This window comes from Pseudomonas sp. S2_A05, from assembly GCF_054668485.1.
Map to the genome: position 1 here is coordinate 5,370,040 of NZ_CP162775.1, position 18,131 is coordinate 5,388,170.

Sequence of the window (18,131 nt, forward strand, 5' to 3'; positions counted from 1 at the left end):
CCGTTTTGGTGCGTCGTACGCTCAGCGAAAACTCGTGATGTGTCGCGGGCTGGCTGCGCGAGACCAGCTCGCAGAGAAACCGACCACCGTCGTCGGAATTGGTCAAAATTTGTGCTATATTCCGCGCCCGCGATTTTTCACTTCAACACCGGTCGTCGACATGCAAGCAGCCAAGCCGTTATTTGACTATCCAAAATATTGGGCCGAATGTTTCGGGCCAGCGCCATTCCTGCCGATGAGCAGGGAGGAGATGGATCAGCTCGGCTGGGATTCGTGCGACATCATCATTGTTACCGGTGATGCCTACGTCGATCATCCGTCGTTCGGCATGGCGATCATCGGCCGGCTGCTGGAGTCGCAAGGCTTCCGCGTCGGGATCATCGCGCAGCCGAACTGGCAGTCCAAAGACGACTTCATGAAGCTCGGCGAGCCGAACCTGTTCTTCGGCGTCGCGGCGGGCAACATGGACTCGATGATCAATCGTTACACCGCGGACAAGAAAATCCGTTCCGATGACGCGTACACGCCCGGCGGCATGGCCGGCAAGCGTCCGGATCGCGCCAGTCTGGTCTACAGCCAGCGCTGCAAGGAAGCCTACAAGCATGTGCCGATCGTGCTCGGCGGCATTGAAGCCTCGCTGCGCCGCATCGCCCACTACGACTATTGGCAGGATCGCGTGCGCAACTCGATCCTGATCGACGCCAGCGCCGACATTCTGCTGTACGGCAACGCCGAGCGGGCCATTGTCGAAGTTGCCCAGCGCCTGTCGTGGGGCCACAAGATCGAAGACATCACCGATGTGCGCGGCACCGCGTTCATCCGTCGCGACACGCCACAGGGCTGGTACGAAGTCGACTCCACGCGCATCGACCGTCCGGGCAAGGTCGACAAGATCATCAACCCGTACGTGAATACCCAGGACACCCAGGCCTGCGCCATCGAGCAGGAAAAAGGCCCGGTCGAAGATCCGCAGGAAGCCAAGGTCGTGCAGATCCTGGCCAGCCCGCGCATGACCCGTGACAAGACCGTGATTCGTCTGCCGTCGATGGAGAAGGTGCGTAACGACCCGGTTTTGTACGCCCACGCTAACCGCGTGTTGCACCTGGAAACCAACCCGGGCAACGCCCGTGCGCTGGTGCAGAAGCATGGCGAGCTCGATGTCTGGTTCAACCCGCCGCCGATTCCGATGACCACCGAAGAAATGGACTACGTGTTCGGCATGCCTTATGCCCGTGTGCCGCACCCGGCGTATGGCAAGGAGAAGATCCCGGCCTACGACATGATCCGTTTCTCGGTGAACATCATGCGTGGCTGCTTTGGTGGCTGCACCTTCTGCTCGATCACCGAGCACGAAGGCCGCATCATCCAGAACCGTTCCGAAGAGTCGATCATTCGTGAAATCGAAGAGATCCGCGACAAGGTGCCGGGTTTCACCGGCGTGATTTCCGACCTCGGCGGCCCGACTGCGAACATGTACCGCATCGCCTGCAAGAGCCCGGAAATCGAATCCGCCTGCCGCAAGCCGTCGTGCGTGTTCCCCGGTATCTGCCCGAACCTGAACACCGACCACTCGTCGCTGATCCAGCTGTATCGCAGCGCCCGTGCCCTGCCGGGTGTGAAGAAGATCCTGATCGCCTCCGGTTTGCGTTACGACCTCGCCGTCGAGTCGCCGGAATACGTCAAGGAGCTGGTGACTCACCACGTCGGCGGTTATCTGAAGATCGCCCCGGAGCACACCGAGGAAGGTCCGCTCAACCAGATGATGAAGCCGGGCATCGGCAGCTATGACAAGTTCAAGCGCATGTTCGAGAAGTACACCAAGGAAGCAGGCAAGGAGCAGTACCTGATTCCGTACTTCATCGCTGCCCACCCGGGCACCACCGACGAAGACATGATGAACCTTGCTCTGTGGCTCAAGGGCAACGGCTTCCGCGCCGACCAGGTGCAGGCGTTCTACCCGTCGCCGATGGCGACCGCCACGGCGATGTACCACTCGGGCAAGAACCCGCTGCGCAAGGTGACGTACAAGAGCGACGGCGTGACCATCGTCAAGAGCGAAGATCAGCGTCGTCTGCACAAGGCGTTCTTGCGTTATCACGACCCGAAAGGCTGGCCGATGCTGCGTGAAGCGCTGATCCGCATGGGCCGCGCCGATCTGATCGGGCCGGGCAAGGATCAACTGATCCCGGCGCATCAGCCGGCCACCGACAGCTACCAGAGCGCCCGTCGCAAGAACTCGACGCCGGCCGGCAGCCACAAGGTCGCCAAAGAGAAGACCACCAAGATTCTCACTCAGCACACCGGTCTGCCGCCGCGTGCCAGTGATGGCGGTAATCCGTGGGACAAGCGTGAACAGGCCAAGGCTGCGGCATTCGCCCGCAACCAGCAGGCGGCCAAGGAGCGCAAGGATGCGGCCAAAGGCAAAGGACCGAAGCCGACACGCAAGCCGGTCGTGCCGCGCTAAACACTGCTTGAGCTGAACAGAACGCCAACCTTCGGGTTGGCGTTTTGCTGATCGTTCCCACGCTCCGCGTGGGAATGCCTCTGGCCTCTTCGCGAGCAGGCTCGCTCCCACCGGGGAACGCATTCCAAATGTGGGAGCGAGCCTGCTCGCGAAAGCGTCCGATCAAACACCGCAAGAATCAGCGTCCGCAACATTTGCGTGCAACTGAGTCCAAGCATTTCCTCGCATCGCCCGGTTTTGGTGCTGTACTGCCTTGAGCATTTCGCGAAAGCGCGCAAGCCTGTGCATGGCATAAGTCTTGCGCGCTTTCCCATACGCCCAAGGCTCGCAGGAGGCACGCCGTGTCGATTCATGTCGCATTGCATCACGTCACGCATTATCGCTACGACCGCGCTGTCGAACTCGGCCCGCAGATCGTCCGCCTGCGCCCGGCGCCCCACAGCCGCACGCGAATTCTTTCCTATGCGCTGAAAGTCTCGCCCGAGCAGCATTTCATCAATTGGCAGCAGGACCCCCAGGGCAATTACCTGGCACGTCTGGTGTTCCCCGAAAAAACCGCAGAGCTGCGCATCGAAGTCGATCTGGTCGCGGAAATGGCGGTGTTCAATCCGTTCGACTTCTTCCTCGAACCGTACGCCGAGAGAATTCCGTTCAGCTACGCCGCCGATGAACGCAAGGAGCTGGCGCCGTACCTCGAAACCCTGCCGCTGACGCCAACGTTCAAGGCTTACCTGGACAGCATCGACCGCACGCCGCTGCCTGCGGTGGATTTTCTGGTGGCGCTCAATCAGCGCCTCAGTGAAGACATCGGCTACCTGATCCGCATGGAGCCCGGCGTGCAGACTCCTGAGCACACACTGCAACACGCCTCCGGTTCCTGCCGTGATTCGGCATGGTTGCTGGTGCAGCTGTTGCGCAATCTCGGTCTGGCGGCACGGTTTGTTTCCGGTTACCTGATTCAACTGACCGCCGACGTGAAAAGCCTCGACGGCCCGTCCGGCACTGAAGTCGACTTCACCGACCTGCATGCCTGGTGCGAGGTGTATTTGCCGGGTGCCGGCTGGATTGGCCTTGATGCGACGTCCGGGCTGTTCGCCGGGGAAGGGCATATTCCGTTGGCCTGCAGTCCCGATCCGTCCTCGGCGGCGCCGATCAGTGGTCTGGTCGAACCTTGCGAGACACAGTTCAGCCATGAAATGTCGGTCGAGCGAATCTGGGAAGCGCCGCGCGTCACCAAGCCTTACACCGATGAACAGTGGCGGGCGATCCAGGCACTGGGCCGGCAGATCGATGCCGACCTGCTCGAAGGCGATGTGCGCCTGACCATGGGCGGCGAGCCGACCTTCGTCTCCATCGACGATCCGGACGGCGCCGAATGGAACACCGCCGCGCTGGGGCCGGACAAGCGCCGGCTGTCCGCCGAACTGTTTCAGCGCCTGCGCAAGCAATACGCACCACAGGGGCTGGTGCATTTCGGCCAGGGCAAGTGGTATCCCGGCGAGCAGTTGCCGCGCTGGTCGCTCAATTGTTACTGGCGCCGCGACGGTCAGCCGATCTGGCACAACGACGCATTGATCGCCGACGAACAGCAGGGCTATGGCGCCGACGGCGCACTGGCCGGACGCTTTCTCGCCAGCGTCGCCGAGCGGCTGAAGTTGCCTGCGCGCTTTGTGTTCCCGGCCTACGAGGATCATCTCTACTACCTGTGGCGCGAGGGTGCGTTGCCCGGCAACGTCAGCGCCGAAGATTCGCGTCTGGAAGAGCCATTGGAGCGCGCGCGGTTGCGCAAGGTCTTCAGTCAGGGCCTGAACAAGGTGATCGGCCAGGTGCTGCCACTGGCGCGCACGGCCAAGGGCGATCAATGGCAGAGCGGGCGCTGGTATCTGCGCGATGAGCACTGTCGCTTGGTGCCGGGGGATTCGCCGCTGGGTTACCGCTTGCCGCTGGCCTCGCAGCCGTGGGTGAAAGCGGCGGAATATCCGTTCATCCATCCCAACGATCCGAATCAGGACTTCGCTGAACTGCCGGATCCGGCGCAGCTCGGTGTGCACGGCGAACCTGCTGCGCTGGATGAGCGGGTGCCGAAAATCGATGAGTCCGCCGACTGGCTGACCCGTACCGCATTCTGCGCCGAGGCCCGCGAAGGCCGGCTGTATCTGTTCATGCCGCCGCTGGAGCGGGTCGAGGATTATCTGGAACTGGTCTCGGCCATTGAGGCCACTGCCGAAGAATTGCATTGCCCGGTGCTGCTGGAAGGCTATGAACCACCAAGTGATCCGCGCCTGAGCAACTTCCGTGTCACTCCGGACCCGGGCGTGATCGAGGTCAACGTGCAGCCATCGGCAAGCTGGGACGAGTTGGTCGAGCGCACCGAGTTTCTCTATGAACAGGCACGGCAAACCCGCCTGACCACCGAAAAGTTCATGATCGACGGGCGCCACACCGGTACCGGCGGCGGCAATCATTTCGTCCTCGGCGGCGCGACACCAGCGGACTCACCGTTTCTGCGGCGGCCGGATCTGCTGCGCAGCCTGATCAGTTACTGGCACAACCATCCTTCGCTGTCGTACCTGTTTTCCGGGCTGTTCATTGGTCCGACGTCCCAGGCTCCACGGGTTGATGAGGCGCGCAATGACGCCTTGTACGAACTGGAAATCGCCTTTGCGCAAATGCCGGAACCGGGCGAGGAATGTGCACCGTGGCTGGTCGATCGACTGCTGCGCAATTTGCTGATCGACGTCACCGGCAATACCCATCGCGCCGAATTCTGCATCGACAAACTGTATTCACCGGACGGCGCCACCGGGCGTCTTGGCTTGCTGGAACTGCGCGCTTTTGAAATGCCGCCCCATGCGCGCATGAGTCTGGCTCAGCAGTTGTTGCTGCGGGCGCTGGTCGCGCGGTTCTGGCGCGAGCCTTACGCGCCGGCGAAACTGGCGCGCTGGGGCACCGAGCTGCACGACCGCTTTCTGCTGCCGCACTTTATCGAAGAGGATTTCGCCGACGTTATCGTCGAACTCAACAACGCTGGCTACCCGTTGCGCGCCGAGTGGTTCGCGGCGCATCTGGAATTTCGTTTTCCCAAGGTCGGCGACTACGCCGTCAATGGCATCGAGCTGGAGCTGCGTCAGGCGCTTGAACCCTGGCATGTGCTGGGCGAGGAGGGCTCGGCGGGCGGCACGGTGCGCTACGTCGATTCATCGCTGGAGCGCTTGCAGGTCAAGCTCAACGGCCTGCCGCCACAGCGCTATCTGCTGACCTGTAATGGCGTCGCGGTGCCGTTGCACCCGACCGGACGAGTAGGCGAGTTTGTCGCCGGGGTGCGCTTTCGGGCCTGGCAACCAGCCAACTGTCTGCATCCGACCATAGCGGTGCACGCACCATTGGTATTCGACCTGCTCGATACCTGGATGGGGCGTTCGCTGGGCGGTTGCCAGTATCACGTGGCCCATCCCGGCGGGCGCAATTACGAAACCTTGCCGGTCAATGCCAATGAAGCGGAGAGCCGGCGCATGGCGCGGTTTTTCCGCCTCGGACACACGCCGGGGAAGCTTCCCGTACCCAAAGTAGAAATCAATGACGAGCTACCGATGACCATCGATCTGCGCCGTTGCTAGAGCCTACGCAACACGCGGATTTTTCGTATATCCGCGTGTCATGTGCCTGCGTTAGTCTGACCGTTCCCTGCTGTCTGCCGAGCTTTCCATGCCTGACCTGCTAGACCGCTACCCGCTGACCGCGGGCACCTATCACGAACTGCTCGACGGCAGCGGCGCGGTGCGCTCGCATTGGCAGCGCCTGTTCGATCAGTTGCAGCGCAGCAGTCCAGCGCAACTGGTGCAGCGCCAAGCCTTGCTGGCGCGGCAGATTCAGGAAAACGGCGTTACCTACAACGTCTATGCCGATCCCAAGGGCGCTGACCGGCCGTGGGAGCTGGATCTGCTGCCCCATGTGATCGCGGCAGATGAATGGCAGCAATTGTCCGCCGGCATCGCTCAGCGTGCGCGCTTGCTCAATGCAGTGCTGGCGGATCTGTACGGTCCGCAGCGGTTGATCAGCGAAGGCCTGCTGCCCGCCGAGCTGGTATTCGGACACAACAATTTTCTCTGGCCCTGTCAGGGCATTGCCCCGCCCGAATCAGCCTTTTTGCATTTGTATGCCGTGGATCTGGCGCGCACACCGGATGGTCGCTGGTGGGTCACTGCCGATCGCACCCAGGCGCCGTCCGGGGCCGGCTATGCGCTGGAAAACCGCACCATCGTCTCCCGCGCCTTTCCCGATTTGTACCGGGATCTTAAGGTCCAGCATCTGGCCGGTTTCTTCCGCACCTTGCAGGAAACTTTGGCCCGTCAGGCACCGGAGGGCGATGACGCACCGCTGGTGGTGCTGCTGACACCGGGGCGGTTCAATGAAAGTTATTTCGAACATCTGTATCTGGCGCGCCAGCTCGGCTATCCGCTGGTCGAGGGCGGCGATCTGACGGTGCGCAATGCCACCGTTTACCTGAAAACCCTCAGTGGCCTGCGCCGGGTGCACGCGATCATGCGCCGCCTCGACGATGATTTCTGCGACCCGCTGGAATTGCGTACCGACTCGGCGCTTGGCGTCCCCGGTCTGCTTGAGGCGGTGCGTCAGGGGCGGGTGCTGGTGGCCAATGCGCTGGGCAGCGGCGTGCTGGAATCGCCGGGGCTGTTGGGGTTTCTGCCGAAGATCAATCAGTACCTGTTCGGCGAAGAACTGATCCTGCCGTCGATCGCCACTTGGTGGTGCGGTGAAGCGCCGGTGCTGGCGCAAGCGCTGGAAAAACTCCCGGAGCTGCTGATCAAACCGGCGTTCCCGTCGCAGAGCTTCGCGCCTGTTTTCGGCCGTGACTTGAATGAAAGCCAGCGCCTCGAGCTGGCGCAGCGTATGCAGGCACGGCCTTATGCCTACGTCGCGCAAGAGCTTGCGCAACTGTCGCAGGCGCCGGTCTGGCAAGCCGAGGACGGTCATCTGCAACCCCGCGCGATCGGCATGCGCATGTATGCGGTGGCCAGCCACGATGGCTACCGCGTGTTGCCGGGCGGTCTGACCCGAGTGGCGGCCGAGGCTGATGCCGAAGTGGTGTCGATGCAGCGCGGCGGGGCGAGCAAGGACACCTGGGTGCTCAGCGACCGTGCGCCGAGTGGCGAGCAGTGGAAGGCGCAGCGCAATGTCGGCGTGCACGATCTGGTACGGCGCGATCCGTACCTGCCGTCGCGGGTGGTGGAAAATCTGTTCTGGTTCGGCCGCTACTGCGAGCGCTGTGACGACAGCGCGCGGCTGCTGCGCATCATGCTCACGCGTTACGTCGATGGCGATGATCCGCAGGCGCTGCAAGCAGCGGTCGATCTCGGCGAGCGGCTGGCGCTGTTGCCGGATGAGGGCGAACTGCCGGAGCGCCTGCTCGCTGCGCTGCTGGGCGAGGACTGGTCGTTCAGCCTGCGTTCCAACTTGCAGCGCTTGCAGTGGGCTGCGTCGCAAGTGCGCGGCAAGCTGTCCCGGGAGAACTGGCAGGCGCTGGTCGAATTGCAGCGCGAGGCGCTGGAGCTGGAAGTCGATGAACCGGACTTCGGCGAACTGCTGGATTTCCTCAACCGTCTGGTGATGTCGCTGGCGGCGCTGTCGGGGTTTGCGCTGGATGACATGACCCGTGACGAAGGCTGGCGCTTTCTGATGATTGGCCGGCGCATCGAACGCCTGCAATTTCTCAGCAGCAGTCTGGCGGCGTTTCTGCGCGGTGCGGGTGGGTTCGATCAGGCGGGGCTTGAGTGGTTGCTGGAGTTGGGTAACAGCAGCATCACCTATCGCTCGCGCTATCTGGCGGTGGCGCAACTGATTCCGGTGCTCGATCTGCTGTTGCTGGATGAGCAGAACCCCCACGCGGTGCTGTTTCAGCTGAAACTGGTTACCCGCACGCTGAAACGCTTGAACGACGACTTCGGCGCACCTCGCGAAACTGCGCTGCCACAGTTGGTCGAACGTCTGTCGCGGTTTGATCTCGGTTGTCTGGAGAACCCGCTGTTCGGCAAATCCAGCGTACGTGCCGCGCTGGATGGTCTGGCCGATCTGTTGCAGGAAATCGCCGAAGCCAGCGGCCAGGTATCGGATCGTCTGGCCCTGCGCCATTTCGCCCATGTCGATGATGTCAGCCAGCGAACGGTGTCCGTGTGATGAGCGCTCAATATCAGATCTTCCACGACACCTGTTATCACTACGACAGCCCGGTTTCCCTCGCGCAGCAACTGGCGCACCTGTGGCCGCGCGAATGCAGCTGGCAGCGCTGCACCGAGCAGCAGTTGCTGATCAGCCCCGAACCGACCATGCGCCGGGATGAGCTGGATGTTTTCGGCAATCCGCTGACGCGGTTGGCCTTTGAGCGGCCCCATGACCAATTGCAGGTCAACGCCCGGCTGGCGGTCGAAGTGCTGGCGCGCCCGGCGCTGGATTTCAATCACTCGCCGGCGTGGGAGCAGACCCGCGATGCGCTGACCTACAGCAGTCAGCCGTTGTCCGCCGACTTGCTCGAAGCCTGTCGCTACCGGTTCCAGTCACCTTATGTGCATTTGAAGCGCAGCTTCGTCGAGTTCTCGCAAAGCTGTTTTCCGCCAGGGCGACCGTTGCTGCTCGGCGTGCAGGCGCTGATGCAGAAGATCTTCAGCGAATTCACCTTCGATGCCGAAGCCACCCAGGTGGCGACGCCGCTGGTGGAAGTGCTGGAGCGTCGACGCGGCGTGTGTCAGGACTTCGCTCATCTGATGCTGGCCTGTGTGCGCTCGCGCGGTCTGGCGGCGCGTTATGTCAGCGGCTACCTGCTGACCCAGCCGCCGCCGGGACAGCCACGCCTGATCGGCGCCGACGCCTCGCATGCGTGGGTATCGGTGTTCTGTCCGGTATCGGGCTGGGTGGATTTCGATCCGACCAACAATGTGCGGCCGGCGCTGGAACACATCACGTTGGCGTGGGGGAGGGATTTTTCCGATGTGTCGCCGTTGCGGGGGGTGATTCTCGGTGGCGGTAATCACGACCCGGAAGTGCGGGTTACGGTGATGCCTCAGAATTGATGAGTCTTCAAATGTGGGAGCGAGCCTGCTCGCGAAAGCGTCAGGTCAGCCAATAGATTTGTAACAGATATATCGCATTCGCGAGCAGGCTCGCTCCCACAGGGGATTTTGGTGTTTCAGGGAAAGCAGGGCTGTGAGGGCCGGCAGCAGAACTGCCAGCCCCGTCACAAATCCGCAGGGTCTGATTCGATCATCAAACCCGGTGGGGCTCAGGCGTCGGGCGTCTGATCTTTCGGTGCATCGGATGCATCAACATCATCATCGGTCGCCACTTCACCGTCAGGGTTCAGTGCCGCTTCTTCAGCGGTTTGCTTCTTGCGCTGAAGCTTTTCCTCTTTCTTCTGTTCCTTTGCCAGGTCTCGTTGACGTTTGGCGAAGGAGTAATTGGGTTTGGCCATGGGCGATCCTCTGGGGTCGAAGGTGAGGTTGAGCGGCGCGTATTCTGCCCTGTATCGGTGTCCGGGGGTTAACCGGGTTTTTGGTCGACCCACTTGGGCGTGACGGTCGGCTGCCACTGATCGAGGGCGTCGAGCAGGGAATCTGGCGATTCGCTCACTTGCAGCATGTCACGGTGTGGCGCGCGAACGAAGCCTTCGCCGACGATATGATCGAGAAAAGCCGTGAGTTTGCTGTAGAAACCGTTCACTTCCAGCAGCCCCAAAGGCTTGCCGTGGTAGCCGAGCTGGCCCCAGGTCCAGACTTCGAACAGCTCTTCCAGCGTGCCGAGGCCGCCGGGCAGGGCGATGAATGCATCGCTGAGCTCGGCCATCCGCGCCTTGCGCGCATGCATGCCGTCTACCACTTCCAGGCGCGTCAGGCTTTTGTGGCCGATCTCCTTGTCCATCAGGCTTTGCGGAATGATGCCGATCACTTCGCCGCCAGCGGCCAGCGCGGCATCAGCCACAATGCCCATCAAACCGACGGCACCACCGCCGTAGACCAGCGTCAGATTTCGCTCGGCCAATGCCCGGCCAAGGGCCACGGCAGCTTCAGTGTAGGCCGGTACGGTACCGGCGTTGGCACCGCAAAACACACAAACGGATTTCAGCGACATGCGTTACTCCTGAGTCGATCAGGCGCACAGGGTAACGGCTGGCACGCTGCGCTCCAAGGACTAGACTTCGCGTTCAGGTGATTCAAAAGTACCGCTGGCGCCACAGGCGTAGGCGGCGAGCAAGCTGCACAACAGACCGTTAAAGAACATGACTTGCACTCCGTTTCAGTAGGTGGGCCGATCATAGGGTTGGCCGTACAAAATGGCCGTTAGATTGTGTCGATGAGTGTCATAGCCTGAAAGTTGTATACAATTTTTGACTCAAGTCATATGAACTTGCGATGATTTCAGGCAGTCTTTCCACCACTAGTGTTTTTGTTAACCCTGCCTTGGAGATTCACCATGTTTTCCAAAGTTGTTGCGGTATCCCTGCTGGCGCTGGCCAGCAGCCAATTGATGGCTGCCGAGTGCAAAACCACCGTTGATTCCACCGATCAGATGACCTTCAACACCAAGGAAATCGTGATCGACAAGAGCTGCAAGACCTTCACCGTCGAACTGACCCACTCCGGCAGCCTGCCGAAGAACGTCATGGGCCATAACCTGGTGATCAGCAAAGAAGCTGACATGCAGCCAATCGCCACCGACGGGCTCGCCGCTGGCATCGACAAGAACTACCTGAAAGATGGCGACGCCCGCATCATCGCCCACACCAAGATCATCGGCGCCAAGGAAACCGATTCGGTGACCTTTGATGTATCGAAGCTGGATGCCGCTGAAAAATACGGCTTCTTCTGCTCGTTCCCTGGCCATATCTCGATGATGAAAGGCACTATCGTCGTCAAATAAACCAGGCACAAAAAAAGCGTCCCCCCGGGACGCTTTTTTTTGTGTAGGAGCTGCCGAAGGCTGCGATCTCTTGATCTTGATCTTCAAAGCAAGATCAAAAGATCGCAGCCTCGTTGCACTCGTCAGCTCCTACAGGCTCCTACAGGCTCGTGCAGGCATTTCCATACCTCAAGGCGCAAACGGCATCACGCGTTTGTGATGGGTCTTGTTGTACGTGTCGACAATGATCTTCGCCGCCTCTTCCCGCACCGCTTCACCGTGCAGGAATGCATCGATCTCGGCATAGGTCACGCCATGCGCTGCTTCGTCCGGCTTGCCTGGCGAAAGATCTTCGAGGTCGGCTGTCGGGACTTTTTCGACCAGCGATTCCGGCGCGCCAAAGCTGCGGGCAATGGCGCGCACCTGATTTTTCACCAAGCCACTGAGCGGGGCGAGGTCGCAGGCGCCATCGCCGAATTTGGTGAAGAAACCCATCACCGCTTCCGCCGCATGGTCGGTGCCAATCACCAGACCGCCCGCCACCCCGGCAATCGTGTACTGCGCCACCATGCGCATCCGCGCCTTGGTATTACCCAGCACGAAGTCCACCGACGCCGCCGGTTTGCCTTCGAACGCTGACACCTGAGCCGCCAGTGCCTTGACCGCCGGGCCGATGTTCACGGTGTGGATTTCGTCAGGGGCGATGCAGTCGAGCGAAGCCTTGGCGTCGTGCTCGTCGAACTGGGTTTCATACGGCAGGCGCACGGCGATGAATTTGTAGCGGTCGTCGCCGGTTTTTTCGCGCAGTTCACGTACCGCGCGCTGGGCCAGGAGGCCGGCGGTCAGTGAGTCGACGCCGCCGCTGATGCCCAGCACCAGGGTCTTGAGCCCGGAATTGACCAGACATTCCTGGATGAACGTCAGGCGCCGGGCGATTTCCGCCTGCAGGGCCTGATCGTCGGCGAACGGTTGTTGCACCTTGAGCTGCTCAGCAATCTCACGCTGTACGGCTTGCATGAATTCACTCCTTGCTAGATAGACTGGATTCGGCAGGAACCTTGAACACATGTCGCAAATAGGCGACGAAATTCGGATCTTTGCAGTGGGTCTTGCCAGGCTCGTCGGAGATCTTCGCCACCGGCTGGCCGTTGCAGGCGGTCATTTTAAGCACGATGCTCATCGGTTCGACACCCGGGATATCACAAGTGAGGTTGGTACCGATGCCGAAGCTCACATTGATGCGACCGTGGAGCGCGCGGAAAATCTCCAGCGATTTGGGCAGGGTCAGACTGTCGGAAAACACCAGGGTCTTGCTCATCGGATCGATGCCGAGCTTGTGATAGTGCGCGATGCACTTTTCACCCCACGCCACCGGGTCCCCGGAATCGTGGCGCAGACCGTCGAAGAGCTTGGCAAAGAACAGATCGAAATCGCCAAGAAACGCATCGGTGGTAATGCAGTCGGTGAGGGCGATACCGAGCAGGCCACGGTATTCGCGCACCCAGCAGTCGAGCGCGGCGATCTGGCTGTCGATCAGGCGCGGGCCGAGTTGCTGATGGGCCATGATCCACTCGTGAGCCATGGTGCCCAGCGGTTTCATGTCCAGCTCGCGGGACAGGTGCACATTGCTGGTACCGACGAAACGCCCCGGGAAGTCGTGCTTGAGCACGTTGACCACTTCGGCCTGCACGCCAAAGGAAAAGCGTCGACGCGTGCCGAAATCGGCAACCTGCAATTGCGACAGCTCATCGGCCGAAGCATTGGCGGTCAGCCAGTCGAACTTGCGATACAGCTGTTCGCGTGCCTGCTCCAGCGAAGTCTCCCGGTAGCGATAGCGATTGCGCACTTCACTGACGATCGCCAGCAGCGGCACTTCGTAGAGGATTACGTGCAGCCAGGGTCCGCGCAGGCGGATAAACAACTCGCCGTTTTCGATGCCGGTGTGCAGGTAGCGCAGGTTGAAGCGGAACAGGCCGAGGAAGCGCAGAAAATCTGGTTTCAGAAAACTGATGCGCTCAAGGAAACTCAACTGATCGGCACTCAGGCTCAGCTCGGCCAGACGCTCGATCTGGTGGCGGATCTCGGCCAGATACGGACGCAGATCCTCGGCGTTGCGGCAGCGGAACTCCCATTCGACTTCGACGTTGGGGTAGTTGTGCAGCACCGCCTGCATCATCGTCAGCTTGTAGAAGTCGGTGTCGAGCAGGTTCTGCACGATGCGATCGGCAAACACACTCTCGCTCATAAACGGGTCTCCAGTTGCGCCGCGCCTGGCGCGGTCTATATCGATGGCGCTAGTGGCGCATATCGGCGGTGGGGATTGCCAGCATTTTTTCAGAGCGCCGCAGATCCACTGTGGGAGCGAGCCTGTTCGCGAATGCGGTGTGTCAGTTAAAGATGATGTGGCTGACCCGACGCTTTCGCGAGCAGGCTCGCTCCCACAGGGATCCCGGTTGACCTCACACCGGGCTATCGATTTGTTCAAGCATCCATTTCACAAAATCCCGCACCTTCGGCACTTCCGCCGCGTGCTCCGGGTAGGCCAGGTAATAGGCATCACTGCTGGGCATCGCATGCTGCCAGGGTATGACCAGTTTGCCTTCGGCCAATTCCTCTTCCACCAGAAACCGTGGCAGCAGCGCCACGCCACAGCCGACCTGGGCGGCGCGGATGCACATGTAAAAGGTTTCGAAACGCGGCCCGTGGTAGCTGTGTTCGGTGTGGTAGCCCTGACTGTCGAACCAGTCGTGCCAGGCCTGCGGTCGCGAGGCATTTTGCAGCAGCACCAGATCAGTGAGTTGCGTCGGGTCAGTGAATGGCTTGTCCGGCAGGCTGCCCGGGGCGCAGACCGGCACCAGTTGTTCGCCGAACAATTTCAGGCATTCGGTGCCCGGTCGCGAAGCCTGGCCGAAATAGAAGGCCAGATCGCTGCGCCCCTGCAATAGATCGTCGGCCTCCTGCTCGTTGCACAGATCCAGATGAATCGACGGATGGCGCAGGCGCCAGCCTTTCAGGCGCGGCACCAGCCAACGGGCGCCGAAGGTCGACGGGGTGGAGACACGCAAGACTTCGGTTTCGCCGCCGTAGGAGCGCAGGTAATGCGTCGACATCTCCACTTGGCTGAGGATTTTTCTGACCTCGACCAGATACAAATCCCCGGCCGGTGTCATCTGCAAGCGCCGACGCACGCGGCGGAACAACAAATGCTGCAACAGTTCTTCAAGCTGTGCGACCTGTTTGCTCACCGCACTCTGGGTCAGGTTCAGCTCTTCGGCGGCGCGGGTAAAACTCAGGTGCCGGGTCACGGCCTCGAAGCATTGCAGCGCGGTGATCGAGGGCAAGTGGCGTTTGTTCAGCATGGCCAGTCCTTTTTCTTGTCTTTCGCTAGGCAGCATGAATAAACGGAATGATATCTGGCGTAAAGGTCGTTTGTTGCATCGCCGCAGTGAGGCTACAACTAAAGGCCTGCCCGGCCATGCAAAGGATGGCCGCACACATTCTGTTTTTGCTTGAGGAGAGACCGATGGTAGCCGCATTGCTTGATCGTCTGGGAGTCAACCCGGCCCTGTACCAGAACGGCAAGGTGCCGGTGCATTCGCCCATCGATGGCAGTGAAATTGCCTCGGTGAACTGGGAGGGCGCTGCCGAAGTCGAGCAGCACATCAGTCGCGCAGATCATGCATTCGAGCACTGGCGCAAGGTGCCGGCACCGCGTCGCGGCGAGCTGGTGCGTCAGTTCGGCGAAGTGTTGCGCGAGTACAAGGCCGATCTCGGCGAGCTGGTGTCGTGGGAGGCTGGCAAGATCACTCAGGAAGGCCTGGGTGAAGTACAGGAGATGATCGACATCTGCGACTTCGCCGTCGGCCTGTCGCGCCAGTTGTACGGTCTGACCATCGCCTCCGAGCGCCCGGGCCACCATATGCGTGAAACCCGGCATCCGCTCGGCGTGGTCGGCGTCATCAGCGCGTTCAACTTCCCGGTCGCAGTGTGGGCGTGGAACACCACCCTGGCGCTGGTCTGCGGCAACCCGGTGGTGTGGAAGCCATCAGAGAAAACCCCGCTGACCGCGCTGGCCTGTCAGGCGCTGTTTGATCGCGTAGTGAAGAATTTCAGCGATGCCCCGGCGAGCCTGTGCCAGGTGGTGATCGGCGGTCGCGATGCCGGCGAAGCGCTGGTCGATGATCCGCGTGTTGCGCTGATCAGCGCCACCGGCAGCACGCGCATGGGCCGCGAAGTGGCGCCGAAAGTCGCCGCGCGTTTCGCCCGCAGCATTCTTGAACTGGGTGGCAACAACGCGATGATCCTCGGCCCGAGCGCCGATCTGGACATGGCAGTGCGCGCGATTCTGTTCAGCGCCGTCGGCACCGCCGGGCAACGCTGCACGACTTTGCGCCGTCTGATCGCCCATGAATCGGTCAAGGAAGAAATCGTCACCCGCCTCAAGGCGGCCTATTCGAAAGTACGCATCGGCCATCCGCTGGAAGGCAATCTGGTCGGCCCGCTGATCGACAAGCACAGCTTCGAAAACATGCAGGATGCGCTGGAACAGGCACTGAGCGAAGGCGGCCGGGTGTTCGGTGGCAAGCGCCAACTGGAAGAGCAATTCCCCAATGCTTATTACGTGTCGCCGGCCATCGTGGAAATGCCCGAGCAGAGCGATGTGGTCTGCAGCGAAACCTTCGCGCCGATTCTCTACGTGGTCGGCTACAGCGATTTCGAGGAAGCGCTGCGCCTGAACAATGCCGTGCCGCAAGGCCTGTCATCGTGCATTTTCACCACCGATGTGCGTGAGGCCGAGCGGTTCATGTCGGCGGTCGGCAGTGACTGCGGCATCGCCAACGTCAACATCGGCCCGAGCGGCGCGGAAATCGGCGGCGCCTTTGGTGGCGAGAAAGAAACCGGCGGCGGCCGTGAGTCCGGCTCCGATGCCTGGCGCGCGTACATGCGCCGGCAGACCAACACCGTCAACTATTCGCTGGAATTGCCGTTGGCGCAGGGCATTACATTCGACTGACAGGTGGAGATCCTCTGTAGGAGTGAGCACTGTGGCGAGGGGATTTATCCCCGTTCGGCTGCGAAGCAGTCGTCGCTTTTGAAATTTTGGGGCCGCTCCGCGACCCAGCGGGGCGGTGCGACGTTTCGCTAAATCCCCTCGCCACAGGGGGGGCACTCAGGTTTGTGTGTTTGTTGGGTTTCTGTTGGAGTCTGGCAATGCCGTTACGCGAAGAATGTCTGTGGGAAACGCTCACGCCACAACGCCCGGATAACGCCGCGCTCAGTGGCGAGGTCAAGGTCGATGTCTGTGTGATCGGCGCCGGGTTCACCGGGTTGTCAGCGGCGCTGCATCTGTTGGAAAAAGGCAAAAGCGTCTGCGTGCTGGAAGCGCATCGCGCAGGGCACGGTGGCTCCGGGCGCAACGTCGGGCTGGTCAACGCCGGCATGTGGATTCCTCCGGACGAGATCGAAGCGGGGTTCGGCGAGGCGGTCGGCAGTCAGCTCAACCGCATGCTTGGTGCAGCGCCGGCGCTGGTGTTCAGCCTTGTGGATAAATACAACATCGATTGCCAGTTGCGCCGCGAAGGCACTTTGCACATGGCACATAACGCCAAGGGCGAGGCGGATCTGCGCAGTCGCGAGCAGCAATGGAAACGTCGTGGCGCGCCGGTCGAACTGCTGACCGGCAAGGCCTGCGAGCAAGCCACCGGCACGCAGAAAATCGCCGCCGCGTTGCTTGACCGCCGCGCCGGCACGCTCAATCCGATGGCCTATGTCACCGGGCTGGCCAATGCCGTGCGCGGGCTCGGCGGGCAGATGTTCGATCATTCGCCAGTGGCTCGCCTCGAGCGCATCGGGCAGAACTGGTCGGTGCAAACCGCCCAGGGTTCGGTACTCGCCGAACAAGTGGTCATCGCCTCCAACGCCTACACCGAAGGCGACTGGACCGAACTCAAGCGCAATTTCTTTCCCGGTTATTACTACCAGGTCGCCTCGGTGCCACTTACCGAAGACGCTGCGCAAGAAATTCTCCCGGGCGGGCAGGGCTCGTGGGACACCCGTCAGGTATTGAGCAGCATCCGTCGCGACAAGGACGGGCGCCTGTTGCTCGGCAGCCTCGGCAATGGCAACCAGAAACCGACCTGGTTTCTCAAAGCCTGGGCCGATCGGGTGCAGCAGCATTACTTCCCCAATCTGAAGCCGGTCGAGTGGCAATGCACCTGGACCGGGCGCATTGCGTTTACTCCTGATCACCTGATGCGTCTGTTCGAGCCGGCGCCGGGACTGGTGGCCGTCACCGGTTATAACGGTCGCGGCGTCACCACCGGCACGGTCGTCGGCAAAGCCTTCGCCGATTACCTGTGCAACGGCGATCCGCAGGCACTGCCGATTCCCTTCGCACCGATGCAGCCCCTGGCCGGTGTGGGCTTGCGCAGTTGCCTGTACGAGGCCGGGTTTTCCCTGTATCACGCGGGCCAGTGCCTGCGCATCGTCATTTGAGTGTTGAAATTTGTTGCCGCAAGCGGCGCTTTAGCATCCAGCGACTAGCCTGTAATGGTGCGGGTTGTAGCAGTACCGCACCAGCAGTGTGCAGTTCGGTGACGCGGGCTGTTACAGGCTGGTTGCACGTCGTTTGCCGCTGCGGTTGCAATGATGGCGCGTGCGGGTTGCGCCTGAAAAAACAAATGGTTTCACCTTCCGCGGTTTAGACGGTTGCACGCCCAATGAAAATGGGACCGAAACAGTCGAAATAACAACAACGCAGCGA

The 18,131-nt window shown here is 61.3% G+C and carries 12 protein-coding genes; 7 read left to right on the forward strand and 5 right to left on the reverse strand.

What is annotated here, in order from left to right; genetic code table 11:
* The first annotated feature begins 160 nt into the window (after window positions 1-160).
* The 4 genes from AB4O12_RS24315 to AB4O12_RS24330 all read left to right on the forward strand — a co-directional run bounded on the left by AB4O12_RS24315 (window position 161) and on the right by AB4O12_RS24330 (window position 9,546).
* Window positions 161-2,464, forward strand: coding sequence for a YgiQ family radical SAM protein (locus AB4O12_RS24315; RefSeq protein WP_016771932.1), 2,304 nt, complete (start codon window positions 161-163; stop codon window positions 2,462-2,464).
* A gap of 341 nt (window positions 2,465-2,805) precedes the next feature.
* Window positions 2,806-6,081, forward strand: coding sequence for a transglutaminase family protein (locus AB4O12_RS24320; protein WP_460059836.1), 3,276 nt, complete (start codon window positions 2,806-2,808; stop codon window positions 6,079-6,081).
* Window positions 6,082-6,169: 88 nt separating this feature from the next.
* Complete coding sequence (locus tag AB4O12_RS24325; protein ID WP_460059837.1) at window positions 6,170-8,656, forward strand: circularly permuted type 2 ATP-grasp protein; 2,487 nt, start codon at window positions 6,170-6,172, stop codon at window positions 8,654-8,656.
* Complete coding sequence (locus AB4O12_RS24330) at window positions 8,656-9,546, forward strand: transglutaminase family protein (protein ID WP_460059838.1); 891 nt, start codon at window positions 8,656-8,658, stop codon at window positions 9,544-9,546. The genes AB4O12_RS24325 and AB4O12_RS24330 overlap by 1 nt, the downstream gene beginning before the upstream one ends.
* A 209-nt stretch (window positions 9,547-9,755) precedes the next feature.
* On the opposite strand, the gene AB4O12_RS24335 is transcribed toward AB4O12_RS24330, so the two are convergent.
* On the reverse strand, window positions 9,756-9,944 hold the full coding sequence (locus AB4O12_RS24335; protein WP_016771927.1) for a hypothetical protein: 189 nt from the start codon (window positions 9,942-9,944) through the stop codon (window positions 9,756-9,758).
* Window positions 9,945-10,012: 68 nt separating this feature from the next.
* Window positions 10,013-10,600: an LOG family protein gene (locus tag AB4O12_RS24340; RefSeq protein ID WP_024011379.1), complete on the reverse strand. Its 588-nt coding sequence runs from the start codon at window positions 10,598-10,600 to the stop codon at window positions 10,013-10,015.
* 342 nt (window positions 10,601-10,942) lie between these two features.
* Between AB4O12_RS24340 and azu the strand changes: the two genes are divergently transcribed.
* Complete coding sequence (gene azu / locus AB4O12_RS24345) at window positions 10,943-11,389, forward strand: azurin (protein ID WP_252879339.1); 447 nt, start codon at window positions 10,943-10,945, stop codon at window positions 11,387-11,389.
* Between the two features lie 168 nt (window positions 11,390-11,557).
* On the opposite strand, the gene nadE is transcribed toward azu, so the two are convergent.
* The 3 genes from nadE to AB4O12_RS24360 form a co-directional block, all read right to left on the reverse strand.
* Window positions 11,558-12,385: an ammonia-dependent NAD(+) synthetase gene (gene nadE / locus AB4O12_RS24350; protein WP_460059839.1), complete on the reverse strand. Its 828-nt coding sequence runs from the start codon at window positions 12,383-12,385 to the stop codon at window positions 11,558-11,560.
* A 4-nt stretch (window positions 12,386-12,389) separates the two neighbouring features.
* Window positions 12,390-13,613 carry a nicotinate phosphoribosyltransferase gene (gene pncB / locus AB4O12_RS24355; RefSeq protein ID WP_041480717.1) on the reverse strand — a complete coding sequence of 408 codons (1,224 nt, stop codon included), beginning with the start codon at window positions 13,611-13,613 and terminating at the stop codon, window positions 12,390-12,392.
* A gap of 214 nt (window positions 13,614-13,827) precedes the next feature.
* Complete coding sequence (locus tag AB4O12_RS24360; protein WP_122508596.1) at window positions 13,828-14,727, reverse strand: LysR family transcriptional regulator; 900 nt, start codon at window positions 14,725-14,727, stop codon at window positions 13,828-13,830.
* A gap of 164 nt (window positions 14,728-14,891) precedes the next feature.
* Here AB4O12_RS24360 and amaB point away from each other — a divergent pair, with 164 nt between their 5' ends.
* Window positions 14,892-16,382 (forward strand): L-piperidine-6-carboxylate dehydrogenase, encoded by a 1,491-nt coding sequence (amaB, locus tag AB4O12_RS24365; protein WP_460059840.1) that lies wholly within the window; start codon window positions 14,892-14,894, stop codon window positions 16,380-16,382.
* Between the two features lie 197 nt (window positions 16,383-16,579).
* On the forward strand, window positions 16,580-17,863 hold the full coding sequence (amaA, locus tag AB4O12_RS24370; RefSeq protein WP_315435386.1) for an L-pipecolate oxidase: 1,284 nt from the start codon (window positions 16,580-16,582) through the stop codon (window positions 17,861-17,863).
* Window positions 17,864-18,131: the final 268 nt, after the last annotated feature.